General features: G+C 73.8%; 27 protein-coding genes. 17 read left to right on the top strand and 10 right to left on the bottom strand.

What is annotated here, in order from left to right; all coding sequences use genetic code 11:
* Positions 1–68 precede the first annotated feature (68 nt).
* The 3 genes from O7633_RS09045 to O7633_RS09035 all read left to right on the top strand — a co-directional run bounded on the left by O7633_RS09045 (position 69) and on the right by O7633_RS09035 (position 2,548).
* Entirely contained in the window at positions 69–1,028 is a 960-nt protein-coding gene (locus O7633_RS09045) for a heme o synthase (protein WP_074474334.1), read from the top strand.
* 252 nt (positions 1,029–1,280) lie between these two features.
* Positions 1,281–1,616: a hypothetical protein gene (locus O7633_RS09040; protein WP_278127956.1), complete on the top strand. Its 336-nt coding sequence runs from the start codon at positions 1,281–1,283 to the stop codon at positions 1,614–1,616.
* An 8-nt stretch (positions 1,617–1,624) separates the two neighbouring features.
* On the top strand, positions 1,625–2,548 hold the full coding sequence (locus O7633_RS09035; protein WP_282328502.1) for a hypothetical protein: 924 nt from the start codon (positions 1,625–1,627) through the stop codon (positions 2,546–2,548).
* Positions 2,549–2,693: 145 nt separating this feature from the next.
* Here O7633_RS09035 and O7633_RS09030 read toward each other — a convergent pair whose 3' ends face one another.
* Positions 2,694–3,659 (bottom strand): COX15/CtaA family protein, encoded by a 966-nt coding sequence (locus tag O7633_RS09030; RefSeq protein ID WP_282327320.1) that lies wholly within the window; start codon positions 3,657–3,659, stop codon positions 2,694–2,696.
* A 221-nt stretch (positions 3,660–3,880) separates the two neighbouring features.
* On the opposite strand from O7633_RS09030, the gene O7633_RS09025 reads away from it, so the two are divergent.
* The 10 genes from O7633_RS09025 to O7633_RS08980 all read left to right on the top strand — a co-directional run bounded on the left by O7633_RS09025 (position 3,881) and on the right by O7633_RS08980 (position 12,412).
* The gene (locus O7633_RS09025; RefSeq protein ID WP_282328501.1) at positions 3,881–4,546 is read left to right on the top strand and encodes an ArsR family transcriptional regulator; all 666 of its coding nucleotides are present in this window, start codon (positions 3,881–3,883) and stop codon (positions 4,544–4,546) included.
* On the top strand, positions 4,543–5,973 hold the full coding sequence (gene sufB, locus O7633_RS09020) for a Fe-S cluster assembly protein SufB (RefSeq protein WP_278127953.1): 1,431 nt from the start codon (positions 4,543–4,545) through the stop codon (positions 5,971–5,973). The genes O7633_RS09025 and sufB overlap by 4 nt, the downstream gene beginning before the upstream one ends.
* 49 nt (positions 5,974–6,022) lie before the next feature.
* On the top strand, positions 6,023–7,168 hold the full coding sequence (gene sufD / locus O7633_RS09015) for a Fe-S cluster assembly protein SufD (protein ID WP_282327318.1): 1,146 nt from the start codon (positions 6,023–6,025) through the stop codon (positions 7,166–7,168).
* On the top strand, positions 7,168–7,512 hold the full coding sequence (locus O7633_RS09010) for a non-heme iron oxygenase ferredoxin subunit (RefSeq protein WP_074474329.1): 345 nt from the start codon (positions 7,168–7,170) through the stop codon (positions 7,510–7,512). The genes sufD and O7633_RS09010 overlap by 1 nt, the downstream gene beginning before the upstream one ends.
* Positions 7,512–8,285: a Fe-S cluster assembly ATPase SufC gene (gene sufC, locus O7633_RS09005; RefSeq protein ID WP_074474328.1), complete on the top strand. Its 774-nt coding sequence runs from the start codon at positions 7,512–7,514 to the stop codon at positions 8,283–8,285. Before O7633_RS09010 ends, sufC begins: the two co-directional genes overlap by 1 nt.
* Positions 8,286–8,291: 6 nt before the next feature.
* The gene (locus O7633_RS09000) at positions 8,292–9,596 is read left to right on the top strand and encodes a cysteine desulfurase (protein WP_282327316.1); all 1,305 of its coding nucleotides are present in this window, start codon (positions 8,292–8,294) and stop codon (positions 9,594–9,596) included.
* Positions 9,596–10,069 (top strand): Fe-S cluster assembly sulfur transfer protein SufU, encoded by a 474-nt coding sequence (gene sufU, locus O7633_RS08995; protein ID WP_074474326.1) that lies wholly within the window; start codon positions 9,596–9,598, stop codon positions 10,067–10,069. The genes O7633_RS09000 and sufU overlap by 1 nt, the downstream gene beginning before the upstream one ends.
* The gene (locus O7633_RS08990) at positions 10,066–10,509 is read left to right on the top strand and encodes a metal-sulfur cluster assembly factor (RefSeq protein ID WP_074474325.1); all 444 of its coding nucleotides are present in this window, start codon (positions 10,066–10,068) and stop codon (positions 10,507–10,509) included. The genes sufU and O7633_RS08990 overlap by 4 nt, the downstream gene beginning before the upstream one ends.
* A 412-nt stretch (positions 10,510–10,921) precedes the next feature.
* Entirely contained in the window at positions 10,922–11,545 is a 624-nt protein-coding gene (locus O7633_RS08985; RefSeq protein ID WP_282327315.1) for a LysE family transporter, read from the top strand.
* 225 nt (positions 11,546–11,770) lie between these two features.
* Positions 11,771–12,412: an acVLRF1 family peptidyl-tRNA hydrolase gene (locus O7633_RS08980; protein WP_278127943.1), complete on the top strand. Its 642-nt coding sequence runs from the start codon at positions 11,771–11,773 to the stop codon at positions 12,410–12,412.
* Positions 12,413–12,544: 132 nt separating this feature from the next.
* Here the strand turns inward: O7633_RS08980 and O7633_RS08975 are convergent, their stop codons facing one another.
* Together O7633_RS08975 and O7633_RS08970 are read right to left on the bottom strand one after the other, a co-directional pair.
* Positions 12,545–13,600, bottom strand: coding sequence for a polysaccharide deacetylase family protein (locus tag O7633_RS08975; protein ID WP_074474322.1), 1,056 nt, complete (start codon positions 13,598–13,600; stop codon positions 12,545–12,547).
* A gap of 144 nt (positions 13,601–13,744) precedes the next feature.
* On the bottom strand, positions 13,745–14,662 hold the full coding sequence (locus O7633_RS08970) for a neutral zinc metallopeptidase (protein WP_282327314.1): 918 nt from the start codon (positions 14,660–14,662) through the stop codon (positions 13,745–13,747).
* A gap of 243 nt (positions 14,663–14,905) precedes the next feature.
* Here O7633_RS08970 and O7633_RS08965 point away from each other — a divergent pair, with 243 nt between their 5' ends.
* Positions 14,906–16,510: an ABC-F family ATP-binding cassette domain-containing protein gene (locus tag O7633_RS08965; RefSeq protein WP_074474321.1), complete on the top strand. Its 1,605-nt coding sequence runs from the start codon at positions 14,906–14,908 to the stop codon at positions 16,508–16,510.
* A 198-nt stretch (positions 16,511–16,708) separates the two neighbouring features.
* Here O7633_RS08965 and O7633_RS08960 read toward each other — a convergent pair whose 3' ends face one another.
* A complete protein-coding gene (locus tag O7633_RS08960; RefSeq protein ID WP_282327313.1) occupies positions 16,709–17,311 on the bottom strand; it encodes a cadmium resistance transporter in 603 nt (200 codons plus the stop codon).
* A 204-nt stretch (positions 17,312–17,515) separates the two neighbouring features.
* Between O7633_RS08960 and O7633_RS08955 the strand changes: the two genes are divergently transcribed.
* The 3 genes from O7633_RS08955 to O7633_RS08945 all read left to right on the top strand — a co-directional run bounded on the left by O7633_RS08955 (position 17,516) and on the right by O7633_RS08945 (position 20,689).
* The gene (locus tag O7633_RS08955) at positions 17,516–17,743 is read left to right on the top strand and encodes a helix-turn-helix domain-containing protein (protein ID WP_007072022.1); all 228 of its coding nucleotides are present in this window, start codon (positions 17,516–17,518) and stop codon (positions 17,741–17,743) included.
* Between the two features lie 46 nt (positions 17,744–17,789).
* Positions 17,790–18,557, top strand: coding sequence for an enoyl-CoA hydratase/isomerase family protein (locus tag O7633_RS08950; RefSeq protein WP_074474320.1), 768 nt, complete (start codon positions 17,790–17,792; stop codon positions 18,555–18,557).
* A 152-nt stretch (positions 18,558–18,709) separates the two neighbouring features.
* Complete coding sequence (locus O7633_RS08945) at positions 18,710–20,689, top strand: ABC transporter ATP-binding protein (RefSeq protein ID WP_282327311.1); 1,980 nt, start codon at positions 18,710–18,712, stop codon at positions 20,687–20,689.
* Positions 20,690–20,713: 24 nt separating this feature from the next.
* Here O7633_RS08945 and mug read toward each other — a convergent pair whose 3' ends face one another.
* The 6 genes from mug to O7633_RS08915 all read right to left on the bottom strand — a co-directional run bounded on the left by mug (position 20,714) and on the right by O7633_RS08915 (position 25,140).
* A complete protein-coding gene (gene mug, locus O7633_RS08940) occupies positions 20,714–21,403 on the bottom strand; it encodes a G/U mismatch-specific DNA glycosylase (RefSeq protein ID WP_348776322.1) in 690 nt (229 codons plus the stop codon).
* On the bottom strand, positions 21,403–22,164 hold the full coding sequence (locus O7633_RS08935; protein ID WP_282327310.1) for an SDR family oxidoreductase: 762 nt from the start codon (positions 22,162–22,164) through the stop codon (positions 21,403–21,405). The genes mug and O7633_RS08935 overlap by 1 nt, the downstream gene beginning before the upstream one ends.
* Positions 22,165–22,234: 70 nt before the next feature.
* Entirely contained in the window at positions 22,235–22,696 is a 462-nt protein-coding gene (locus O7633_RS08930) for a hypothetical protein (RefSeq protein ID WP_282327309.1), read from the bottom strand.
* Between the two features lie 50 nt (positions 22,697–22,746).
* Positions 22,747–23,571 carry a DUF692 domain-containing protein gene (locus O7633_RS08925; RefSeq protein ID WP_282328499.1) on the bottom strand — a complete coding sequence of 275 codons (825 nt, stop codon included), beginning with the start codon at positions 23,569–23,571 and terminating at the stop codon, positions 22,747–22,749.
* Positions 23,568–24,503: a TIGR04222 domain-containing membrane protein gene (locus O7633_RS08920; protein ID WP_282327308.1), complete on the bottom strand. Its 936-nt coding sequence runs from the start codon at positions 24,501–24,503 to the stop codon at positions 23,568–23,570. The genes O7633_RS08925 and O7633_RS08920 overlap by 4 nt, the downstream gene beginning before the upstream one ends.
* Before the next feature lie 64 nt (positions 24,504–24,567).
* Positions 24,568–25,140, bottom strand: coding sequence for a TetR/AcrR family transcriptional regulator (locus O7633_RS08915; RefSeq protein ID WP_043967560.1), 573 nt, complete (start codon positions 25,138–25,140; stop codon positions 24,568–24,570).
* Positions 25,141–25,151: the final 11 nt, after the last annotated feature.

The raw sequence follows: 25,151 nt of genomic DNA, 5'->3' as shown, positions 1-25,151 counted from the left end.
GACGGTGTGTGGGCCCGACGGGTCCGACCGACCCGACTCCCCCTGCCGACGCCGGAAGGTGGCAATCCGTGAGCACGATCACCGAGCGCCCCGTCAGCAACTCTGCCGGGCAGCCGCCGGTGCGCACGGTGCCAGGCGCCCCGGTGGCGCCCCGGCGGGACGTCCGGGCGGTGGTCTCGGCGTACGTCTCGCTGACCAAGCCGCGCATCGTCGAGCTGCTGCTGGTGACCACCGTCCCGGCGATGATGCTCGCCGAGGGCGGGCTGCCGTCGCTGTGGCTGATGGCGGTGGTCCTGGTGGGCGGCTCGCTCGCCGCCGGTGCGGCCAGCGTCCTCAACTGCTACATCGACCGCGACATCGACCAGCTCATGCGGCGCACCAAGCGGCGTCCGCTGCCGACGCACACGGTGTCGCCGCGCAGCGCGCTGGTCTTCGGCCTGGTGCTCGCGGTGGTCTCGGTGACGCTGATGGCGGTGTTCACCAACCTGCTGGCCGCCGGGCTGACCCTGGCCGCGATCGCCTACTACGACCTGGTCTACACGCTGTGGCTGAAGCGGACCACGCCGCAGAACACCTTCTGGGGCGGCGCGTGCGGGGCCGCGCCGGTGCTGATCGGCTGGGCCGCGGTGACCGGCTCGCTGGCCCCGGCGGCGTGGGCGCTGTTCGCGGTGGTCTTCTTCTGGCAGATGCCGCACTTCTATCCGCTCGCGATGAAATACAAGGCCGACTACGCCCGCGCCGGCATCCCGATGCTGCCGGTGGTGGCCTCGGCCCGCCGGGTCAACGCCGAGATCATCGGCTTCGCCTGGCTGACGCTGCTCTCCTCGCTGGCCGTCTGGCCGCTGGGGATGAGCGCGATCTACGGCGTGACCGCGCTGCTGTCGGGCGGGGTCTTCGTCTACGAGGCGCACCGGCTGTGCCGTCAGGTGGCCTCCGGCGGCGCGGTCCGGCCGATGCGGCTGTTCCACTGGTCGTACGTCTACCTCACCATCCTGTTCGCGGCCGTCGCCGTCGACGCGCTCGTCTGAGCCGTCGATCCGGCGGCTGAGCCGCCACCGATCCGGCGGCTGAGCCATCGATCCGGGGCGACATTCCCGACTTGAGGCGGGCGCGCGCGACTTGTGACGATCGTGTAACTTTGCCAGGCCGCTTTGGCGCACCGAGTCCCCATATAACCGGGCAAAACACCTGTGGTTCTCCTTAAACCACGGGGTAATCGGCATCACAAATAGTTCATGGTTCTCGCACGTCCGGATGGAACTCTGCTTAGGCTTCGCGTCATGGCAGAAGGTTCCGATACGACGCTGGCGGCTCAGCAGACCGTCGCCGACCAGACCCCTGACGGCCTGGTCGCGGGCATCAAGTCGTTCGCCGCCGGACACGGCGGGGCGAAGGCCGTCATCGAGTACGTCGGCAAGCGCGGCGCGCGCATCGTCCTCGTCGGCTCCGACGGGGTCTGGGGCGACCAGTTCGCGGACGACACCGGCGTCGCGCGCGAGGCGTGCGCCAAGGCGGGGGTCACCGTCGAGAACGCCTGGGAGCGCGAGCTGATGGACCAGATGCGCCCGAGCAACGACCTCTGGCGGTCGATGGCCCGGCGCACGATGGCCCGTTGACCGACAACTTGACCGACCACCACCAGTCGACCCGGGGGGAACCCCGGGTCGCCATCGTCACCTGCGCCGACCTGCCCGACCTGGAGCCCGACGACCGGCTGCTGCTGGCCCCCCTGGCCGCCCGGGGGATCGCGGCCACCGTCGCCGCCTGGGACGACCCGGCGGCCGACTGGGCCGCGTACGACCTGGTCGTGCTCCGCTCGCCGTGGGACTACGCGCTGCGCCGCGACGAGTTCGTCGCCTGGGCCGACACCGTGCCCCGGCTGGTCAACCCCGCCGACGTGGTGCGCTGGAACACCGACAAGCGCTACCTCGACGAGCTGGCGGCGGCCCACGTGCCCACGGTGCCGACGGGCTGGGTGGCCCCGGGGCAGCCGTGGACGCCCCCCGCCACCGGCGAGCACGTGATCAAGCCGGCGGTCAGCGCCGGCAGCCAGGACACCGGCCGCTACGACCTCGCCGACCCGGAGCACCGCGAGCTGGCCCTGGCCCACCTGCGCCGCCTGTCGGACGCGGGCCGGGTCGCCATGGTCCAGCCGTACCTCGCGGCGGTGGACACCGCCGGGGAGACGGCCCTGCTGTTCCTCGCCGGCCCCGACGGGCTCGTCTTCAGCCACGCGATCCGCAAGGGCCCGATGCTCACCGGCCCCGACCTCGGCCCCGACGGGCTCTACAAGGCCGAGGAGATCACCCCCCGCACGGCCACCCCCGCGCAGCTCGCCGTCGCCGAGCGGGTGCTCGCGGCGGTCCCCGGCGGCACGCGGCGGCTGCTCTACGCCCGGGTGGACCTGATCCCCGGCCCGGACGGCGTGCCCGTCCTGGTCGAGCTGGAGCTGACCGAGCCGTCGCTGTTCCTCGGGTACGCCGACGGGGCCCCCGACCGGCTCGCCGACGCGGTCGTCACCCACCTCACCCACCTCACCCGCCCCTGACCGCCCCCGCCCGCCCCTGACCGCCCCGGCGATCTTGCACTTTCGGCCCCGGATCTGGGCGCGATGCCCCTTTCGTCGGGGCCTCAACTGCAAGATCGCCGGGGTGGGAGGCGGGTGGGAGGGCTGTCGGGGAGAGGTGGGGGTTTCAGGCGTGGATCGGGACGGGGGGCTCGGCCGGCGTCGCGGCCGTCCGGTCCGCGTGGACCGGCCGGCGCTCCCGGGTCGACCACTGGACGGCGAGGGTGGCCAGCAGGACCAGGCACGAGCCGAGCATGTGCGCGCCGACCAGCACGGCGGGCAGGTGGGTGAAGTACTGCACGAAGCCGATCACGCCCTGCCCCAGCTCCACGGCGACCAGCACGACGGCGGCGCGTTCCGCCCGGCGCGCGCCGACCGCGCGGAACGCGAAGACCAGCGCCACCGACAGCCCGACCAGCAGGAACACCCCGTCGGCGTGCACCTGGGAGATCGCCTCCGGGTCGAGGCCGTTGCGGGCCGCGCCGTGGTCGCCCGCGTGCGGGCCGCTGCCGGTGACCCAGGTGCCGATCACCAGCACCGCGGCGCTCACGACGGTGGTGACCAGCGCCAGCGTGCGCAGCGGCCCCGGCACGGTGGGCACCGCGGGGCCGTCCGGCTCGCCGACGCGCCGCCAGAGCGCGTACGCGGCCGCGATCACCACCATCGAGGCGAGGAAGTGCAGCCCCACCACCCACGGGTTGAGGTTGGTCAGCACGGTGATCCCGCCGATCACCGCCTGCAACGGGATGCCGAACAGCACCGCCACCGCGAGCGGCAGCAGCTCCCGCCGCCGCGCCCCGTGCAGCAGCACCCCCACCACCACCGCGAGGGCGATGAGGCCCACGGCGAAGGTGAGCAGCCGGTTGCCGAACTCGATCACCCCGTGCACGCCCATCTCCTGCGTCGTCGTGTACGACGCGTCGGTGCACCGGGGCCAGGTGGGGCAGCCGAGGCCGGAGGCGGTCAGCCGGACCGCCCCGCCGGTGACCACGATGGCCACGTTCGCGATGATCGAGGCGAGCGCGAGGCGGCGCAGCAGGGTGGCGGAGACCGGGAACCGGACGGATCGCTTCACGGAGCGAATCCTACGCACCGTAGTGGAACCCGACCGGGTGACACCGACGCTCCGGTGGTTCGGATCACCGGCACCCCGGTTTGCGACCCCCGGACGAATTACGTAACGTGGGCGTTGTGAAAAACGCGGCGGCGCTCTCCGGGCAGCCGGCGACCGGTCCGGTCGCCGGTGCGTCCGCGTCCGCCCGCCCGGCGCCCGCCGCGCCCGCGTCCGGTTCGCCCGGTTCCGCCGCGGCCGACCTGTCGACCCGGGACCGGGTCACCCAGCTCCTGCTGGAGCGCGGGGCGACCACCGCCGGGCAGCTCGGCTCGGCGCTGGGCCTGAGCCCGGCGGCGATCCGCCGGCACCTCGACGCGATGCTCGCCGACGGCGACGTGCTCGCCCGCGAGCAGACCGTCCGGGGCAGCCGGGGGCGGGGCCGCCCGGCGAAGGTCTTCGTGCTGACCGACGCGGCCCGGGGCCGCTGCGGCACCCACCACTACGACAACATCGCCACCGCCGCGCTGCGCTGGATCTCCCGCAACGGCGGCTCGACCGCGGTGGAGGCGTTCGCCGCCGAGCAGGTCGCCGCCCTGGAGGACCGCTGCCGCGCCGCCATGGAGGACGCCGGCGACGATCCCCTGGCGCGGGCCGAGGCGCTCGCCGGGGCGCTGACCGCCGAAGGCTACGCTGCCAACGCGTCCACGATCGCCTCCGGCGGCCAGCTCTGCCAGCACCACTGCCCGGTGGCACACGTGGCCGCCGAGTTCCCCCAGCTGTGCGAGGCCGAGACGGCGGTCATCTCCCGTCTGGTCGGCACCCACGTGCAGCGCCTCGCCACCATCGCGCACGGCGACGGGGTGTGCACCACGCACATCCCCGCGCAGTCCCGTAACACCGTCACCACTGTGAGGACAGATAGATGACCGAGCAGATCGTTCAGCCCCTGACCCAGGAGGAGCAGCTCGCCGCCCTCGGTCGCTACGAGTACGGCTGGGCCGACCCCGACGTCGCCGGGGCCTCCGCCCAGCGCGGCCTCAGCGAGGCGGTGGTGCGGGACATCTCGGCGAAGAAGAACGAGCCCGCCTGGATGCTCGACCTGCGCCTGAAGGGCCTGCGGCTGTTCGGCCGCAAGCCGATGCCGGCGTGGGGGGCCGACCTCACCGGGATCGACTTCGACAACATCAAGTACTTCGTCCGCTCCACGGAGAAGCAGGCCACCAGCTGGGAGGACCTGCCCGAGGACATCAAGAACACCTACGACCGGCTGGGCATCCCCGAGGCGGAGAAGCAGCGGCTGGTCGCCGGCGTCGCGGCGCAGTACGAGTCCGAGGTCGTCTACCACAAGATCCGCGAGGACCTGGAGGAGCAGGGCGTCGTCTTCCTCGACACCGACACCGCCCTCAAGGAGCACGAGGACATCTTCAAGGAATACTTCGGCACCGTGATCCCGGTCGGCGACAACAAGTTCGCCGCGCTGAACACGTCCGTGTGGTCCGGCGGCTCGTTCATCTACGTGCCGAAGGGCGTGCACGTGGAGATCCCGCTGCAGGCGTACTTCCGGATCAACACCGAGAACATGGGCCAGTTCGAGCGGACCCTGATCATCGTCGACGAGGGCGCGTACGTGCACTACGTCGAGGGCTGCACCGCGCCGCTCTACTCGTCCGACTCGCTGCACAGCGCGGTCGTCGAGATCATCGTCAAGAAGAACGCGCGCTGCCGCTACACGACCATCCAGAACTGGTCGAACAACGTCTACAACCTGGTCACCAAGCGCGCCGTGTGCCACGAGGGCGCGACGATGGAGTGGGTCGACGGCAACATCGGCTCCAAGGTCACCATGAAGTACCCGGCGGTCTACATGACCGGCGAGCACGCCAAGGGCGAGGTGCTCTCGGTGGCCATGGCCGGCGAGGGCCAGCACCAGGACGCGGGGGCGAAGATGGTGCACGCCGCCCCGCACACCTCCTCGACCATCGTGTCGAAGTCGATCGCCCGGGGCGGCGGCCGCACGTCGTACCGGGGCCTGGTGCAGGTGCTGGAGGGCTCGCACAGCAGCCGCAGCACGGTCAAGTGCGACGCGCTGCTGGTCGACACCATCTCCCGCTCCGACACCTACCCGTACGTCGACATCCGCGAGGACGACGTGTCGATGGGGCACGAGGCGACCGTCTCCAAGATCAGCGACGACCAGCTCTTCTACCTGATGAGCCGGGGCCTGAGCGAGGACGAGGCGATGGCGATGATCGTCCGTGGCTTCATCGAGCCGATCGCCAAGGAACTCCCGATGGAGTACGCCCTGGAGCTCAACCGCCTGATCGAGCTCCAGATGGAGGGCGCGGTCGGCTGACGCCGCCGCCCAGCCAGACACCGTCGCCTCAGCACAGACCAAGGAAGAGATGACTACCCAGGCTTCCGCGCCGCCCAGCACCAAGTCGCAGGCGCTCCGCTCGTACGACGTCGCCGACTTCCCGGCCCTCACGGGCCTGGAGGAGGAGTGGCGCTTCACCCCGCTCAAGCGCCTGCGCGGCCTGGTCGACGGCGACGCGCAGGCCGCCACCGGCGCCGTCCGGCACGAGCACGGCGACCTGCCGGCCGGGGTCACCGTGTCCCGGGCCGGCGCCGACGACCCCCGGGTGGGCAGCGTGCTCACCCCGGTCGACCGGGTCAGCGCCCTGGCGTACGGCGGTGCCGGGCAGGCGCTGCTGGTCGAGGTGGCCCGCGAGGCGGTCGTCGCCGAGCCGGTGCGCCTGCGGGTGGTGGGCGACTCCGCCGAGGGGCTCGCGTTCGGGCACACCTTCGTCGAGGTGGGCCGGTTCGCCGAGGTGACCCTGGTGCTGGAGCACGCCGGCTCGGCCACGCTGGCCGACAACGTCGAGGTGTCGGTGGCCGACGGCGCGAAGCTGACCCTGGTCACCGTGGCCGACTGGGCCGCCGACGCCGTGCAGGCCCAGCACCTGAAGATCCGGCTGGGCCGGGACGCCAAGGCCGTGCACGTGCAGGTCACCCTCGGCGGCGACCTGGTCCGGCAGTACACCTCGGTGGAGTACACGGGCCGGGGCGGCGAGGCCGAGCTGTACGGGCTCTACTTCGCCGACGGCGGTCAGCACCTGGAGCACCGCCAGCTCGTCGACCACAACGTGCCCGACTGCCGCAGCTACGTCGGCTACCGGGGCGCGTTGCAGGGTGCCGACGCGCACACCGTCTGGGTGGGCGACGTGCTGATCGGCGCCGGGGCGACCGGCACCGAGACGTACGAGATCAACCGCAACCTGCTGCTCAGCGACGGCGCGCGGGCCGACTCGGTGCCCAACCTGGAGATCGAGACCGGCGAGATCGCCGGTGCCGGGCACGCGAGCGCGACCGGCCGGTTCGACGACGAGCAGCTGTTCTACCTGATGGCGCGCGGCATTCCGGAGAGCGAGGCCCGCCGTCTCGTGGTCCGCGGCTTCTTCGCCGAGATGATCAACAAGATCCCGGTCGAGGAGCTGCGCGAGCGGCTCGGCGACGCCATCGAGGCCCGGCTCGTGAAGGCGGGGTCCTGATGATCAGGATCTGCGCGGCCGACGACGTGCCGGAGGGCACCGTGGTCAGCGCCGACGTCGACGGCACCCCGATCGCGCTGGTGCACGGCACCGACGGCGAGTTCTACGCCGCCTACGACGAGTGCTCACACGCCGCCGTGGCCCTCTCCGAGGGCGAGGTCGAGGGCTGCACGCTGGAGTGCTGGCTGCACGGCTCCCGGTTCGACCTGCGCACCGGCGAGCCCACCGGGCTGCCCGCCACCGAGCCCGTTCCCGTCTACGCCGTCGAGGTCCGCGACGGCGACATCTACCTTCCCGTGGGCGCCGACGGCCGCCCGACGCCGAGCAATGGAGTGACCCGATAATGAGCACCCTGGAGATCCGCGACCTGAAGGTGTCGGTCAAGCTGCCCGAGGGTGAGCTCAAGCCGATCCTGTCGGGCGTCGACCTGACCGTGCGGTCGGGGGAGACCCACGCGATCATGGGCCCCAACGGCTCCGGCAAGTCCACCCTGGCCTACTCGATCGCCGGCCACCCGAAGTACGAGATCACCGGCGGCTCGGTGACCCTCGACGGCGTCGACGTGCTGGCCATGTCCGTCGACGAGCGGGCCCGCGCCGGCCTCTTCCTGGCCATGCAGTACCCGGTCGAGGTGCCCGGCGTGTCGGTGGCCAACTTCCTGCGCACCGCCAAGACCGCGATCGACGGCGAGGCGCCGAAGCTGCGCACCTGGGGCGGCGAGCTGCGCGGCGCGATGCAGCGCCTCCAGATGGACCCGGCCTTCGCCCAGCGCAACGTCAACGAGGGCTTCTCCGGCGGCGAGAAGAAGCGGCACGAGATCGTGCAGCTGGAGCTGCTCAAGCCGAAGGTGGCGATCCTCGACGAGACCGACTCCGGCCTCGACGTCGACGCGCTGCGCGTGGTCAGCGAGGGGGTCAACCGGGTCCGCGACACCGGGGACACCGGCCTGCTGCTGATCACCCACTACACCCGCATCCTGCGCTACATCAAGCCCGACTTCGTGCACGTCTTCGTCGCCGGCCGGATCGTCGAGCAGGGCGGCCCGGAGCTGGCCGACAAGCTCGAGGACGAGGGCTACGAGCGGTACGTCGCCGGGGCCGGCGCGGCGCGGGCCTGACCGACGATGTCCTCCCTGACCATCCCGGCCGGCATGCCGCAGTTCGACGACGTGCCGCGCTTCGACGTGGCGGCGGTGCGCGCGGACTTCCCGATCCTCGACCGGGAGGTCAACGGGCACCCGCTGGTCTACCTCGACAGCGCGAACACCTCGCACAAGCCGCGGCAGGTGCTCGCCGTGCTCGCCGAGCACTACGCGCGGCACAACGCCAACGTGTCGCGCTCGGTGCACACCCTGGGCACCGAGGCGACCGAGGCGTACGAGGGGGCCCGGGCCAAGATCGCCCGGTTCGTCGGCGCGCCCAGCGTGGACGAGGTGGTGTTCACCAAGAACTCGACCGAGGCGATCAACCTCGTCGCGTACGCGTTCTCCAACGCCTCGCTGCGCGCCGACGCCGACCCCCGGTTCCGGCTGGGCCCCGGCGACGAGATCGTGATCTCCGAGATGGAGCACCACTCCAACATCGTCCCGTGGCAGCTCCTCGCGGAGCGCACCGGCGCGACCCTGCGCTGGTTCCCGGTCACCGACGCCGGCCGGCTCGACGAGTCCGGCCTGGACGACCTGGTCACCGAACGGACGAAGATCGTCTCGCTGGTGCACATGTCGAACATCCTCGGCACCGTCAACGCCACCGCCCGGATCACCGCCCGGGTCCGCGAGGTCGGCGCGCTGCTGCTGCTGGACTGCTCGCAGTCCGTGCCGCACCTGCCCATCGACGTGGTCGACCTCGACGCCGACTTCGTCGTCTTCACCGGGCACAAGATGTGCGGCCCGACCGGCATCGGGGTGCTGTGGGGCCGGGGCGAGCTGCTGGCGGCCATGCCCCCGGTCATGGGCGGCGGCTCGATGATCGAGACGGTCACCATGGCCCGGTCGACGTTCGCCGCGCCGCCGGCCCGGTTCGAGGCGGGCACCCCGCCGATCGCCGAGGCGGTGGCGCTCGGCGCGGCGGTGGACTACCTGACCGGCCTCGACATGCGGGCCGTCCAGTGGCACGAGAAGGAGCTGACGGCGTACGCGCTGGACGCCCTCGCCACCGTGCCCGGCCTGCGGATCTTCGGGCCGACCGTGCCGGTGGGCCGGGGCGGGACGATCTCGTTCGCGCTCGGCGACATCCACCCGCACGACGTCGGGCAGGTGCTCGACTCGCTCGGCGTGCAGGTGCGCGTCGGGCACCACTGCGCCAAGCCGGTGTGCACCCGGTTCGGCGTGCCGGCCATGACGCGGGCCTCGTTCTACCTCTACACCACCACGGGCGAGATCGACGCCCTGGTGGGTGGCCTGGAACAGGTGCGGAAGGTGTTCGACTGATGCAGCTCGACCAGCTCTACCAGGAGATCATCCTGGACCACTACAAGCGCCCCCACGGCCGTGGCCTGCGCGACGCCGACGACCCGGCCGACCGGGTCGCCGAGGCGCACCACGTCAACCCGACCTGCGGCGACGAGGTGACCGTCCGGGTCGCCACCGACGGCGTCGTGCTGCACGACGTCTCGTACGACGGCATGGGCTGCTCGATCAGCCAGGCGTCGGCGAGCGTGCTGCACGAGCTGCTGCGCGGCCGGGAGGCGGGGGAGGCGTTCGCCGTGCACGAGGCGTTCGTCGAGTTGATGTCCGGCCGTGGCCAGGTCACGCCGGACGAGGACGTGCTCGGTGACGGGGTGGCGTTCGCGGGCGTCGCGCGCTACCCCGCCCGGGTCAAGTGCGCGCTGCTGCCGTGGATGGCGTTCAAGGACGCCGCGGCACGCGCCGGGGTGGGCGCGAGCCCGGAGGTGAAGGCATGAGTTCTGACCAGACCGCCGGCGCGCCGCAGGACGGCGCGGTGGCGACCGACGCCGCGGTCCCGGCCGCCGGGGGCACCGCCCCGCCGGCCGCCGAGGCCGCCCCCGCCGCCGGTGGGAAGGCCGCCGTCGCCGATGTCGAGGAGGCGATGAAGGACGTCGTCGACCCCGAGCTGGGCATCAACGTGGTCGACCTCGGCCTGGTCTACGGCGTGCACGTGGACGACGACAACGTGGCCACCCTGGACATGACGCTGACCTCGGCGGCCTGCCCGCTGACCGACGTGATCGAGGATCAGGCCCGGCAGGCGCTGACCACCGGCCCCGGCGGCGGGCTGGTGAACGACATCCGGATCAACTGGGTCTGGCTGCCGCCGTGGGGCCCTGACAAGATCACCGACGAGGGGCGCGACCAGCTCCGCTCCCTCGGCTTCAACGTCTGACACCTCCCGTCGAGGGCGTTCCCCCGGATTCCCGTGGAGCGGGTTCCGTCGAGCGTGTCCCTGCGGGATTCCGTCGAGCGCGGCATCCGTTCCGGGTGCCGCGCTCGGCCGCTTTCGGCCGCTTTCGGCCGTGCCTGGCCGTGCTTGGCCGCGCTCGGCCGTGGCTTCCCCAAGATCGTGCTCGATCGCGGATCGAGTGGTCTGCGATCGCGCCCGAGGCCACTCGATCCAGGATCGAGCGCGACCGGGCCCTCTCGGCCCGCGATAATCCGCTGGTCAGGCAAGCGGTCGGGGCGCACCATGGGCGGGTGATCAAGACGTACCGGATGATGCCCGCCCCTGCCCCGACGGCCGTGGCCGCCTGGCGACAGCGGGCGGTGCCGCCGGCCGCCACGGTCGCGCCCCGCCCGTCGTGACAGGGGCGTTCCTGGCCGGTCTCGCGGCCGGCTACGGCGTCGCCGTGCCCGTCGGCGCGATCGCCGTGCTGATCATGGGGCTCAGCGCGCGGACCTCGTTCCGGGTCGGCGCCGCCGCTGCCCTCGGGGTGGCCACCGCCGACGGCGTCTACGCGGCCGTGGCCACCCTGGGCGGGGCGGCGGTCGCCGGCCTGGTCGCCCCGGTCGCCGGGCCGCTGCGGCTGGTGGCGGCGGCGGTGCTGCTCGCCCTGGCGGTGCGGGGCGCGTGGCAGGCGTGGCATCCCGCACCGGTGCGTGCGGCGGGTCGACGGCGTGGCCTGGAGAGCCCTGGTCGGGCCTTCGCCGGCCTGCTGGCGCTGACCATGCTCAACCCGGCGACCGTCGTCTACTTCGCCGCGCTCGTGCTCGCCCGCAACGACGGCCACCGGGTCGGCCCGGCGGCCGCGGTCGCCTTCGTGGCCGGCGCCTTCCTCGCCTCGGCGAGCTGGCAGCTGCTGGTCGCCGGCGGGGGCAGCATGGTCGGCCGGGCGCTCACCGGCCCGCGCGGTCGCCGGATCACTGGCCTGGTGTCCAGCGCGATCATCGCCGCGCTGGCCGTCGCCGTCCTGCTGACCGGCTGACCGCCTCCCCGCCGGTTGTGCCGCGTCTCCGCCGTCGCGCCGTCTCCCCGCCGGTTGTGCCGCGTCTCCGCCGTCGCGCCGTCTCCCCGCCGCCTCCCCGCCGGTTGCGTCGGCTGCGCCGGACTGATGCCGCGGACCTTGGACCGTTGTCGTTCCGCCCAGGAGACAACAACCGTCCAAGGTCCGGGGCGGCCGGCCGGTCGCCGGTGCCGTAGGTTCGGGGCCATGAGCAGCAGACCGGCGGCCGGCGGCGGGCGCTGGGTCGAGGTGACGCCGGCCCGCGTCGACCGCTGGGTCGACGGCTTCGCCGACCGGCACGGCCCGCCCACCGAGACGACGCAGGAGTACGGCCTGCTGCTCACCGCCCCGGACGGGGCCACCGCCGCGCTGCACGCCCCGCCGGGCGCGCCGCCCGGGGCCGACGTGCCCGCCTTCGTGGCCGCCGCCCGCGCGCCGCGCCGGATCGGTCTGCTGCTCGCCCGCAAGGGCGCGGTGGCCGTCGGCGTCGCCGAGGGGGAGAAGCTGGTCGTGTCGAAGGTGGACACCCGCTACGTGCAGGGCCGCACCGCCGCCGGCGGGTGGTCCCAGCAGCGGTTCGCCCGGCGGCGGGACAACCAGGCGAAGGCGGCCCTCGGCGACGCGGCCGAGCTGGCTGTGCGGCTGCTGCTGCCGGAGGCCGCGCACCTCGCCGCCGTGGTCTGCGGTGGGGACCGGCGGGCGGTGGACACGGTGCTGGCCGACCGGCGGCTCGCCCCGCTCGCCGAGCGGCGCGCCGACCGCCTCCTCGACGTCCCCGAACCCCGCCTCGCGGTGCTGGTCGACGCGGTCGCCGCCGCCCGCGCCGTCCGGATCCTGGTCCGGGGGTAAGGAAGGGCACCCTGTTAACGCCTTCGGTATAGGAAGGGACCCCGGCAATCACCCCCGCGGCCGGCTGGTCCCGGCGCGGAAAGGGCTCCCCGCCCGGGCCACCGTGACCGGCCCGGGCGGGGAGCCGCGGGGTCAACCGGCGGTGCAGGACCGGATCTGCGGCCGGGCGCTGCTGTTGCCGTTCGTCATCGTGGTGAAGCCGAACGTGTTGCCGCTGCCGTTGGAGCGCATCGTCATCACGTAGCCGGTGCTGTCCCAGCTGGGGGTGCCGTTCCAGGTGGTGCTGATGCGCTGCGGCGCGGTCACCGCCACGACCACCGTCCAGGTGCTGGCCCCCTGGACCGTCACCGAGGTGTTGTACCGGTCGCCCCAGACGTTGGGGAACGTCGCCGTCGCGGTGCATCCGCCGCCCGGGGGCGGGGTGGTCGGGGACCCGGTGGGCGGCGCGGTGGTCGGCGGCGGGGTGCCGTCCGGGGCCACCGCCCGGCCGGTGCTCGGGGAGATCATGCCCGGGCAGAGGCCGCGGCTGTTCAGGTTGGCCATGATCTGCGGGATCGCGTCGCGGGTGTTCTGGATGCCGTCGTGCATCAGGATCACCTGGCCGGCCTGGAGCCGGCTGGCGTTGGAGACGATCTGGCTGACGCTGGCCCCGTTCCAGTCCTGGGAGTCGACGTCCCAGATCACCTGGCGCAGGCCGAGCGACGAGGCGACCGACTGGAGGGTCGAGTTGGTCTCCCCGTAGGGCGGGCGGAACAGTTGGGGCCGGACGCCGGTCGCCGACTGGATCGCCGAGTTGGTCTGCGAGAGGTCCGACTGCATCTGGCTCTGGCTCATCGACGTCATGTGCGCGTGGTTCCAGCTGTGGTTGGCGACCCACATGCCGGCGTCGACCTGGGCCCGTGCGGCGGACGGGTTGCCCTGCACGTTCTGCCCGACGTTGAACATGGTGGCCCGGACGTTGTTGGCCCGGAGCACGGACAGCAGGGCGCCGGTGCTGCCGGTCGGCCCGTCGTCGAAGGTGAGGCCGACGTAGCCGTTGCAGGCTGCGGCGCTGGACGGGGTGGCGGCGACCGCGAGACCGGTCGCTGCCAGCGCCACGGCGGCGGTGGCGAGCACCGCCAGTCGGCGGGCGTGGCGTGCTGCTCGGGGCGGGGACGGGCGGCGGGGGCCGCTGATGCTGGCGAACATGCGCAGGTCCTCCCGGGGACGGTGACGTTCGACGATGCCCGACATCAACAGCCATGGATGGATGTCGTGGTGGCTCGGAGTATTGCAGCGGCATTTCGAACCGGTCAACGAATTCCGGAAGTTTTCGGAAACTTTTCGAATGGGTCAGGCGCCGCCGCCGAAGGTGTCGCACTGCTTCGGGTCGCCGGTCTCGTACCCCTTGGTGAACCACTGCCGGCGCTGCTCGGAGGTGCCGTGGGTGAACTCGTCCGGGTTGACCGGGCGGCCCGAGCGCTGCTGGATGGCGTCGTCGCCGATCTTCTCGGCGGTGTCGATGGCCTGCTGGATGTCCTGCTCCGAGATGCTCTTGAAGATCTTCTGGCCCTGCTCGTCGGCGGTGCCGGTGGCGTTCTTGGCCCACGCGCCCGCGTAGCAGTCGGCCTGGAGCTCCAGCTTCACCGACAGCGCGTTGGCGTTGCCCGGGTCGCGCTGCTGCTGGCGGCGCATCTGCGCCTCGGTGCCGAGCAGGTCCTGCACGTGGTGGCCATACTCGTGGGCGAGCACGTACGGCTGGGCGAACTCGCCCTGCGCCCCGAGCTGGTCGGCGAGCAGGTTGTAGAAGGTCAGGTCGATGTAGACCAGGTCGTCGGCCGGGCAGTAGAACGGGCCGACGCCGGAGTCGGCCTGGCCGCAGGCGGTGTTGACGCCCTGGCTGAAGAAGACGGTCTTCGACGGCTGGTACTGCTCGCCGAAGGTCTCCGGCAGCGCCGTGCGCCAGTATGCCTGGATCGAGTTGACGTACAGGGTGTTGCGGCAGTCGAGCTGCTTGAGGGCGTCGTCGGCGGAGCACTTCTGCTCCAGCGAGGTGTTGTCGCCCTGCCCGGACCCGCCGCCGTCGAAGGCCGCGTTCAGGCCGAACCCGCCGCCGACGAGGGCGACCAGCACGGCGACGACGAGGCCGACGATGCCGCCGCGTCCGCCGCCGACCGGGATCGGGATCCCGCCCAGCCCACCGCCCCCGCCGGACCCCCGCCGGTCGTCCACCTGGCTGGTGTCGATCCGCGCGTTCTCGTTCAGCTCCATGTTGACCCCGATCACCGATTCGTCACGTGTGGTGGTTGCGGTGCCGGACCGGGTCCGGACGACGCCTCCGTACCCGATGATCTTGACCGGTAATCCGGGCAACGCACATCGGGCGGCCCGGTACACTTGCCCCGTGCTGCGCTGCGAAGGCTGAACCGCCCCGCGCCGACGGGAACATCGACCCGCCGGCGCTTTCGCGTGCCCTGAGTCAGCCCTTCCAGACCCCGAGAGCGAGTCCTTGACATGATCACTGCCACCGGCCTGGAGCTGCGCGCCGGCGCCCGGATCCTGCTGTCCGACACCACGTTGCGGGTGCAACCGGGCGACCGCATCGGCCTGGTCGGCCGCAACGGCGCCGGCAAGACCACCACGCTGAAGGTGCTCGCGGGGGAGGGGCAGCCCTACGCCGGGCAGATCGACCGGCGCAGCGCCATCGGCTACCTCCCGCAGGACCCGCGCACGGGCGACCTGGAGGTCACCGGCCGCGACCGGGTGCTCTCCGCCCGGGGGCTGGACGTGCTGATGGCCCAGATGAAGGAGGTCGAGGCCCGGCTCGCCGAGAACGCCGACGACAAGCTGGTCCGCCGCTACGGCGCGCTCGAAGACCAGTTCGCCGCCCTCGGCGGGTACGCGGCGGAGGCCGAGGCCGCCCGCATCTGCGCCAACCTCGGCCTGCCCGACCGGGCCCTCGCCCAGACCATCGGCACCCTCTCCGGCGGCCAGCGCCGCCGCGTCGAGCTGGCCCGGATCCTGTTCCGCGACGCGGGCGAGAACGGCGGCGGCATCCTGCTGCTCGACGAGCCCACCAACCACCTCGACGCCGACTCGATCACCTGGCTGCGCGGGTTCCTCGCCAACCACAAGGGCGGGCTGATCGTGATCTCCCACGACGGCTCGCTGCTGGAGTCGGTGGTCAACAAGGTCTGGTTCCTCGACGCCACCCGCTCGGTGGTCGACGTCTACAACCTGGGCTGGAAGGCGTACCTGGAGGCGCGGGAGACCGACGAGCGCCGCCGCCGCCGGGAGCGGGCCAACGCCGAGAAGAAGGCCGGCGCGCTCATGGCCCAGGCCGACAAGATGCGGGCCAAGGCCACCAAGACCGTAGCCGCGCAGAACATGGCCCGCCGGGCCGAGAAGCTGATCTCCGGGCTGGAGGAGGTCCGGGTCTCCGACAAGGTGGCCAAGGTCCGCTTCCCGAACCCGGCGCCGTGCGGCAAGACGCCGCTCACGGCGACCGGCCTGTCCAAGTCGTACGGGTCGCTGGAGATCTTCACCGACGTCAACGTGGCGGTGGACCGGGGGTCCCGGGTGGCCATCCTCGGCCTCAACGGCGCGGGCAAGACCACCCTGCTGCGGATGCTCGGCGGCCTGCTGGAGCCGGACACCGGCGAGGTGCACGCCGGGCACGGGCTGCGGCTGGGCTACTACGCCCAGGAACACGAGACCCTGGACGTGGAGCGGACGGTGCTGGAGAACATGCGGGCCGCCGCGATCGAGCAGACCGACACCGAGCTGCGCAAGATCCTCGGCGCGTTCCTCTTCTCCGGCGAGGACGTCGACAAGCCGGCCGGCGTGCTCTCGGGCGGCGAGAAGACCCGGCTGGCCCTGTCCACCCTGGTCTGCTCCGGCGCCAACGTGCTGCTGCTCGACGAGCCGACCAACAACCTCGACCCGGTCAGCCGGGAGCAGGTGCTCGACGCGATCGCCCGCTATCCGGGGGCGATCGTCCTGGTCACCCACGACCCGGGCGCGGTGCTGGCGCTCAAGCCGGACCGGGCGATCCTGCTCCCCGACGGCGACGAGGATGCCTGGAGCGACGACCTGCTCGAACTGGTCGAGCTGGCCTGACCGGCCGTCGGTCCCGGCTGCCGCCCGGGAGGCGGGCCGCCCGTCGGCGCGGACGGGCACGGCCGCTGGCACCCGCGGGCCGCCCCGGAAGCTGGTGCCCCGGGCGGGCGACCGTGGGGGCAGTGGGCGAAATGGGAATTTCCGCGTCTTTTGCGGTGTGCCGTCACTCTCTGCACCGTCCGCGCACCCGCGACGGGCTCAGCCGAGCGCGTCGGCGAGCCGGGCGAGCACTCCGGAGGTGGCCAGGATGAACGCGCCGATCACGATGAAGACGGCCGGGACCAGCCAGTGGCCGACCCGGCCGACCCACCGCACCACGGCCGGGTGGCCGCCGAGGCCGGCGGCGACGGCGCACCAGAGCCCGACCAGCGCCGCGAACACCACCAGCCAGACCAGGGCGTCGCCCGGGGCGAGGGAGCGGAACACCGGCACGTAGACGGCGATGTTGTCGGCGCCGTTGGCGATGGTCACCCCGGCCACGCCGAGCAGCCCGCCCACCACGGCGGGCGGCCCGTCGTCGTCGGAGCGGGCCAGCAGGGCGCGCACGCCGAGCGCGACCGGCAGCAGTCCGAGCAGCCCGGTCCACGGGTCGGGCACCACGAGCAGCCCGGCGGCGGCGACCGCGGCGGCGGCGACCAGGGCGCCGATGCCCAGGTACTGCCCGGCGACGATGTGCCCGGGGCGGGGGTGACCGGTGCCCCGGGCCGCCACGAACAGCACGGTCAGCACCACGACGTCGTCGAGGTTGGTGGCGGCGAACACCAGCGCCGCGCCGGTGGCGGTCGCGATCAGGTCGGTCACGCCAGGCAGGGTACGGCCGCCGCGCCCGCCGTCCCGGCCCGCCCGAACGGGGTACGACGACCGGCGGCCGTCACCCTATCGGGTAGCTGACAATGCATAGCGTGTCGGTTGGCGAATAGTTGATATCTGGCGCATGATCGTTCGAGACGGTCTAATAGGTGGGACCGTATCCGTAGCGCACAGTCTGGGACGTGAGGAATCAGCATGGCAGCCACTGGCACAGCCACCAGCACTGAGAAAGGTCGCCGGATCGTCGGAGCCGAGCGTCAGACGCTCGCCAAGGACCTGGTAAAGCGGTACACCGGCGGAGAGAGCATCCGGGCGCTCGCGGCCTCCACCGGCCGCTCCTACGGGTTCATCCACCGGGTGCTCACCGAGTCCGGCGTGCAGCTGCGTCAGCGCGGCGGCGCCCGGCGTCGCAAGAAGGCGTGACCCGCCCACCGACGTCGTCCATCAGCGCCGTCCCCCGGGCCGCCCGGTGACCCCTGGCGCGGTCGGGGTACGACTCGACTGCGACGGGCCGGTGGCGACGGTGACGTTGTGCCGGCCCGACGTGCTCAACGCGCAGACCCCGGCGATGTGGCGCGCGATGAGCGACTTCTCCCGTGACCTGCCCGGTGACGTACGCGTCGTCGTGGTGCGCGGCGAGGGGCGGGCCTTCTCCGCCGGTCTCGACCTGTCCGTGGCCGGCGCGTCCGGCCCCGGCTCGTTCGCCGAGCTGGCGACCCTGCCCGAGCAGGAGTGCGCCGACCGGATCGCCGGGTTCCAGGCCGGATTCACCTGGCTGCACCGGCCCGACGTGGTCTCGGTGGCCGCCGTGCAGGGCCACGCCATCGGCGCCGGGTTCCAGCTCGCGCTCGCCTGTGACCTGCGGGTGCTGGCGGCCGACGCCAAGCTCTCCATGGCCGAGGTGACCCTCGGCCTCGTTCCCGACCTGGCCGGCACGAAGCGCCTGGTCGAGCTGGTCGGCTATGCCCGCGCCCTGGAGATCTGCGCCACCGGCCGACGGATGGACGCCGCCGAGGCCGACCGGCTGGGCCTCGCCACGCTGGTGGTGCCCGCCACCGAGCTGGACGCCACGGTGCGCGACCTGGCCGCCGGGCTGCTCGCCCACCCCCGGGACGCGGTGGTGGAGATCAAGGCGCTGCTCGCGGGTGCCGCCGGCCGCTCCCACGCCGAGCAGCAGCGGGCCGAGCGCGAGGCGCAGACCCGCCGGCTCCGCGATCTCGCCGGCCGGGGCGAATAGCCGGGCCGTCGGCCCGGGAGCGGCCCGGGCCGCCCCGTGGGGCGACCGGTAAGGGCTTTCCGGGAAGAACCGGCTTACCGCCAAGGTTGTCGTAGCCGTCGGGACAATCGACCTGACGGCACGAGCCGACCACGACCCGGAGGTGACGCGTGATGTCCGACGGTGGCATGGGCGGCTGGAGCATGATCCGGTCGATGCGCAACCAGGACGAGGTCTCCGCCCACCGGCTCAGCCGGGGCACCGCCCGGCGGATCGTCGAGTTCGCCCGGCCCTACCGGCGCGACATCGTCGTCTTCCTGGTCACGGTGGTGGTCGCCGCGGTGATCGGCGTGGCGACCCCGGTGCTCGCCGGTGACGTGATCAACGCGATCAGCCGGGGCGGCGCGGAGGCCGGGTCGACCGTGGTCCGCCTCGCGCTGGTCATCGCCGCCCTCGCCGTCGCCGACGCGCTGCTCTCGCTGGTCCAGCGGTGGTATTCGGCGCGCATCGGCGAGGGCATCATCCTCGACCTGCGCACCCGGGTCTACGACCACGTGCAGCGGATGCCGTTGCAGTTCTTCACCCGCACCCAGACCGGCGCACTGGTCAGCCGGCTCAACAACGACGTGATGGGCGCGCAGCGGGCGTTCACCTCCACCCTCTCGGGGGTGGTCAGCAACGTCATCCAGCTCGTGCTCACCGCCGGGGTGATGCTCACCCTCTCGTGGCAGATCACCGTGCTGTCGCTGATCCTGCTGCCGATCTTCATCGTCCCGGCCCGCCGGGTCGGCCGGCGGCTGGCCGACATCACCCGCGAGTCGTACAACCTGAACGCCAACATGAACGCCACGATGACCGAGCGGTTCGGGGTCGCCGGGGCGCTGCTGGTCAAGCTGTTCGGCGCGCCCGAGGTGGAGGCGCGCCGGTTCGCCGGCCGGGCCGAGCGGGTCCGCGACATCGGCATCCAGTCCGCGATGTACTCGCGGACGTTCTTCGTGGCGATGCTGCTGGTCGCGTCCCTGGCCCAGGCGCTGACCTACGGCCTCGGCGGCTGGCTCGCGGTCACCGGCAGCGTCAGCGCCGGCACCGTGGTCACCCTCGCCCTGCTGCTCACCCGGCTCTACGGCCCGCTGACCGCGCTGTCCAACGTCCGGGTGGACGTGATGAGCGCGCTGGTCTCCTTCGACCGGGTCTTCGAGGTGCTCGACCTGCGCCCCGGCATCGCCGAGAAGCCGGAAGCCGTCGCCGTGCCACGCGGCAACGGCCGGGTGGAGTTCCGCGACGTGCGGTTCCGCTACCCCGCCGCCGCCGACGTGTCCCTCGCCTCGCTGGAGGAGGTCACCACCCTCGACCGCACCGTCACCGAGCCGGTGCTGCGGGGGGTCTCGTTCACCGTCGAGCCGGGGCAGATGATCGCCCTGGTCGGGCCGTCCGGCGCGGGCAAGTCCACCCTGTCCATGCTGATCCCCCGGGTCTACGACGTCACCGACGGCCAGGTGCTCGTCGGCGGTGTCGACGTGCGCGACGCCACGCTCGCCTCCCTGCGCGACGAGATCGGCGTGGTCACCCAGGACTCCCACCTGTTCCACGAGACGATCGCCGAGAACCTGCGCTACGCCAAGCCGGACGCCACCGACGACGAGATCTGGGCGGCCCTCGCCGGCGCGCAGGTCGCCGACCTGGTGCGGTCCCTGCCCGACGGGCTCGACACGACCGTCGGCGAGCGGGGCTACCGCTTCTCCGGCGGCGAGAAGCAGCGCATCGCGATCGCCCGGCTGCTGCTCAAGGCCCCGTCGATCGTGATCCTCGACGAGGCGACCGCGCACCTGGACTCGGAGAGCGAGGCGGCGGTGCAGCGGGCCCTGGCGGTGGCGCTGACGGGGCGTACGGCGCTGGTCATCGCGCACCGGCTCTCCACCGTCCGCGAGGCCGACCAGATCCTCGTCCTCGACGAGGGGCGGATCGTCGAGCGGGGCCGGCACGAGGAGCTGGTCGCCGTCGGCGGCCTCTACGCCGAGCTGTACCGCACCCAGTTCGCGGTCGCCGACTCGCCCACCCCGTACGTGGACGCGACCGGCCCCGAGACCGTGATCACCATGCCGATGGGGCCCTACGTCGCCGACGAGGCGCTGCCCCCGGCCGCCGCGAACTGACCCGGCGGCCCGCGCCCACGCCGGTCAGGCGGGCGTGGCGGTGGCGGCGCGCAGCTCGCCGAACGCCGCGCCCAGCGTCTCGGCGGTGAAGTGGGCGTTGAGCCCGCTCGGATTGGGCAGCACCCACAGCCGGGCGTCGCCGAGCAGCTCCGGCTGCGGCCCGAAGGCCGCCTTCGGCCGGCCGAACCCGATCCGGTACGCGGTCACCCCGACCACCGCCACCCACGCCGGCCGGTGCCGGCGCACCTTCGCCGTCAGGATCCGCGCGCCCTCGACCAGCTCCGCTGCGGTCAGCTCGTCGGCGCGGGCGCTGGCCCGCGCCACCATGTTGGTGATGCCCAGCCCATACCCGGGCAGCGCGTCCTGCTCGCTCGGGTGCAGCTGGCGGGGGGTGAAGCCGCCCCGGTGCAGGGCCGGCCAGAACCGGTTGCCCGGCCGGGCGAAGTGCCAGCCGGTGGCCGCCGACCACAGCCCCGGGTTGATCCCGACGAAGAGCACGGTCAGCCCCGGCCCGATGACGTCCGGGATGGTCCGCTCCGCCGCCGCGGCCAGCTCCTCGCGGGTCGGCCGGCGACGCTCCGGCCCACCGACCGGCACGGCGGTCCGCCCGGTCCGCCCGGTCCGCCCGCCGGCCAGCTCGGCCGGCCCGGCGGTCCGCCCGGCCGGCGCGCGGGTGCGGTCCGTCGCGCGGGAACCATCCGCCGGGACGGCCATCACAGGCCGCGCAGCGCGCCGCCGTCGACCGGGAGGGTGATCCCGGTCAGGTAGCCGGCGGCGGGGGAGAGGACGAACGCGGCGACCCGGCCGAACTCGGCGGGCTCGCCGATGCGGCGCAGCGGGATGCCCGCCTCGGCCTCGGCCCGGGCCCGCTCGGGGTCGCCGGAGGCGGCCATGAGCTGCCGGTTGCGGTCGGTCATGATCCGGCCCGGGAGCAGCCCGAGCACCCGCACGCCGCGCGGGCCGTACTCGTCGGCCATGTCCTTGGCCACCCCGGCCAGGCCGGGGCGCAGCCCGTTGGAGATGCCCAGCCCGGCCAGCGGGCTGCGGGCCGAGGTGGACAGGACCAGCCCGATCGCGCCGCCGTCGGTCAGCGCCTCGGCGACCGTGCGGGCGGTGCGGACGGTGCCGAGGAAGACGGTCTCGAAGGACTCCCGCCACTGCGCGTCGGTCGTCCCCGCCGCGGTGCCCGGCGGCGGCCCGCCGACGGAGACCAGCGCGCCGTCGAGCCGGCCGAACTGCTCCCGGGCGGCGGCGACGAGCCGCTGCGGGGTGGCCGGGTCGCTCAGGTCGCCGGCCAGCCCGATCGCCCGCTCGGGGCCGCCGAGCCGCCGCACCGCCTCGGCCACCTGCTCGGGGGCCCGGGCGGAGACGACCACCCGCGCCCCGTCGGCGACGAGGCACTCGGCGGTGGCGAAGCCCAACCCCCGGGAGGCCCCGGTCAGCACGTACGCCCGGTCGGTGAGTCCCAGATCCATGCGCCGATCCTGCCGCACGCCGGGGGGAGCGGCCACCGGCGGGCCGGGCGCTTTCCGGTGAACCGGGCGGCTACCGGCGGGCCGGGCGCAGCAGGCGTACCCGGCCGACGAGCCGCACCGCGACGGCGCCGCCGGCACGGGCCAGGGCCGGCAGGCGGCGCGGTCGCGGCGGCGTCGCGCCGTCGTAGCGGCTGGCCGCCTCCCGCACCGCCAGCTCCTCCGCGCCCAGCGGCGGCAGCTCGCCCCGGCGGTGCAGCCCGCGGGCCAGGTCCCAGCCGTCGCGCAGCGAGCCGTTGGTGGGGCGGCCGTCGGCCCAGCCGGCGAACGTCGCCGGCCAGGCGTCGCCGAGGCCGGCGGCGAGCAGCGGCCAGTGCCGGGCCACGTCGCCGGCCCGCTTGCGCAGCAGGGCACGCCGGGCGGCGTCGACGGGGGCCGGGGCGAACCCGGGCGGCAGCGGCCCGCCCGCGACCAGCGCCGCCACCAGCTCCGCCTGGCGGGCGGCCAGGTCGCCGCCGCCCCCGGGCGTGCTCACGTCACCGCCGGCACCGGGCGCGCCCGCCTCACCATCGGCCCCCGGCGCGCTCACGTCACCGCCGGGTGTCCGGACGCCGCGGCGATCGCGTCCAGCTCGGCCCGCAGCGCCGGCGCGGGCGGCCAGCGGCCGTCGCGTTCCAGCAGCAGCGCGGGCGGGCGGTGCCGGGCGCACAGCTCGCCGATCAGGTCGAGCACGGCCGGTGGCACCGGGTCGGTGTGCGTGTCGTGGTAGAAGCCGCCCTGCTCGGCGCCCCCGGCGACGTGCACGTAGGCGACCCGGTCCAGCGGTAGCCGGTCCAGCAGGGCGAGCGGGTCGGTGCCCCGGTTGCGGGCGTTGGCGTGCACGTTGGCGACGTCCAGCAGCAGCGTCGCGCCGGTCGCGTCGAGGATCTCGGTGAGGAAGTCCGCCTCGTCCAGCTCGTCGTCGGGCCAGTCGAACAGCGCCGCGATCGGCTCCAGGGCCAGCGGCACCGGCAGGTCGGCCTGGGCGCGGCGCACGTTGGCCACCACCGCGGCCACGGCCTCCCGGCTGCGCGGCAGCGGCAGCAGGTGCCCGGCCTCCAGGCCGCCGGCCCGCACGAACGCGATGTGCTCGCTGACCAGCGGCGCGCCGACCAGCTCGGCCACCCGCGCGAGGTGGGCCACCCGGGCCGGGTCGACCGGCTCCGCGCCGCCGAGGGAGAGCTTCACCCCGTGCGGTACGACGGTGACGCCGCGCTCGACCAGCGTGGCGAGGCCGGGCGGCGGCGGCCCGTGCGGGGCGACGGCCTCGGCCACCACCTCGACGAACCGCAGCCCCGGCAGCTCGGCCACGAACCCGGCGATCTCGGGCCGCCAGCCGATGCCGACGCCGGTGGGACCCGCGCCGGTCATCCGCCGCAGCCCCCGCCGCCGCAGCCGCCGCCCCCGCCGCAGGAACTGCCCCCGCTGCACGAGCTGCCGCCGCTGCACGAGCTGCTGCTGCCCGACGAGCCGCCCCCGCCGACCCAGGAGCCGCCGGTGCCGGCCAGCGCCTGCCGCTGGATCTCGGCCTGCTCGGCGAAGCCCGGATCCATGGCCCACAGCGTGGCGGTGCCGAACAGGGCGACGCCCATCGCCGCGCCGGCCGCCCCGTAGGTCGCGTACGCCGGGCCGGCGGCGGGGGCGAGGTGCACGTTCTTGCGGCGCAGCTCGTGCAGGGCGCGGTCGGCGGCGCGGGTCCGCCGCGGCACCCGGGCGATCAGCGCGGAGGCGATGGCCAGGGGGATCACGGCGACCACCAGGAACCCGACCGGCCGGTTGTTGGACAGCCCGGCGACGATCCGGAACAGGCCGAGCACGACGAGGCCGAACAGCAGGTACGACCCGCGTCGGGCCGCGTGGCGCTGGGCGGCGGTCAGCGCCAGGCCCTGCTGCTCCAGGCCCTGACGCAGTTGGTCGAGGGCCTGCGCGACCCAGCGGTCGCGGCCCAGCTCGCGGGCGTACAGACCCTGGTTGGCGGCGTGGTGGACCGCCCGGTCCAGGGGGGTGACCCCCGCCGGCAGGGGGCCGCCGACGGCGAGCCGCCGGTCGGCGCGGACGCCGACGACGCCGGTGCCGCGCAGGCCGCCCAGCGAGGTCCAGACCGCGAGCTGGTCGCCCCCGTTGAGGTAGGCCACCTGCTGGGGGCCGAGCTTGCGCTTGCGGACGGATGACGGGCCGGCGAGGACCCGCTGCCGGTGGAGGATCGCGCCGATCACGACGACGAGGCCGGCCAACAGGTAGAAACCGAGGAAGGTGGGCCCGGGGATGCCCCAGGTGTCACCGGGCGCCGCGAGGACTCTCATGCTGCTGCTCCTGTCGCGCGAGGGGGTCGCGGGCCCATTGTGGGGCAGGCCCGCCACGCGGCCGTCAGCGGCGGCGCACGGCCTCCTCGACCAGGTCGAGCACCGGGCCGAGGTCGCCGGCCGGGCGCCCCATCGCCAGGTGCAGCACCAGGCCGTCGTAGGCGAGTTCGAGGAAACGGGCCAGCACGTCGATGGGTACGTCCTCGCGGAGCACCCCGGCCTCCCGCTGCCGGGCCAGCCGGTCCCGGGTGGCCTCGGCGATGGCGGCGGAGCGTTCCGCCCAGCGGCGCGCGAACGCCGGGTCGGTGCGCAGCCGCCGCGAGACCTCAAGCTGGCTGCCCAGCCAGCCGGTCGTGTCGGGGGAGACGGCCCGGGCGAGCAGGTCCCGCATCACCTGGACCAGGCCGTTGCGGGCGACCGTCTCCACCATGGCCGCCGCGTCGTCCTCGGCGACGGCGAGGAACAGCGAGTCCTTGTCCCGGAAGTGGTGGAAGATCGCGCCCCGGGACAGGCCGGTGGCCTCCTCCAGTCGTCGCACCGTGGCGCCCTCGTAGCCGTGCCGGGCGAAACAGGCCCGCGCCGCGGCGAGGATCTCCTGCCGGCGGGCGTCGAGCTGGTCCTGACTTACTCTGGGCACGGCACGATCGT

The sequence above is a fragment of the Micromonospora sp. WMMD712 genome (genome assembly GCF_029581295.1).
Classification (GTDB): Bacteria; Actinomycetota; Actinomycetes; order Mycobacteriales; family Micromonosporaceae; genus Micromonospora; species Micromonospora carbonacea.
Note: the sequence above shows the minus strand (reverse complement) of the source record. Positions and strands in the feature narration are given on the sequence as shown.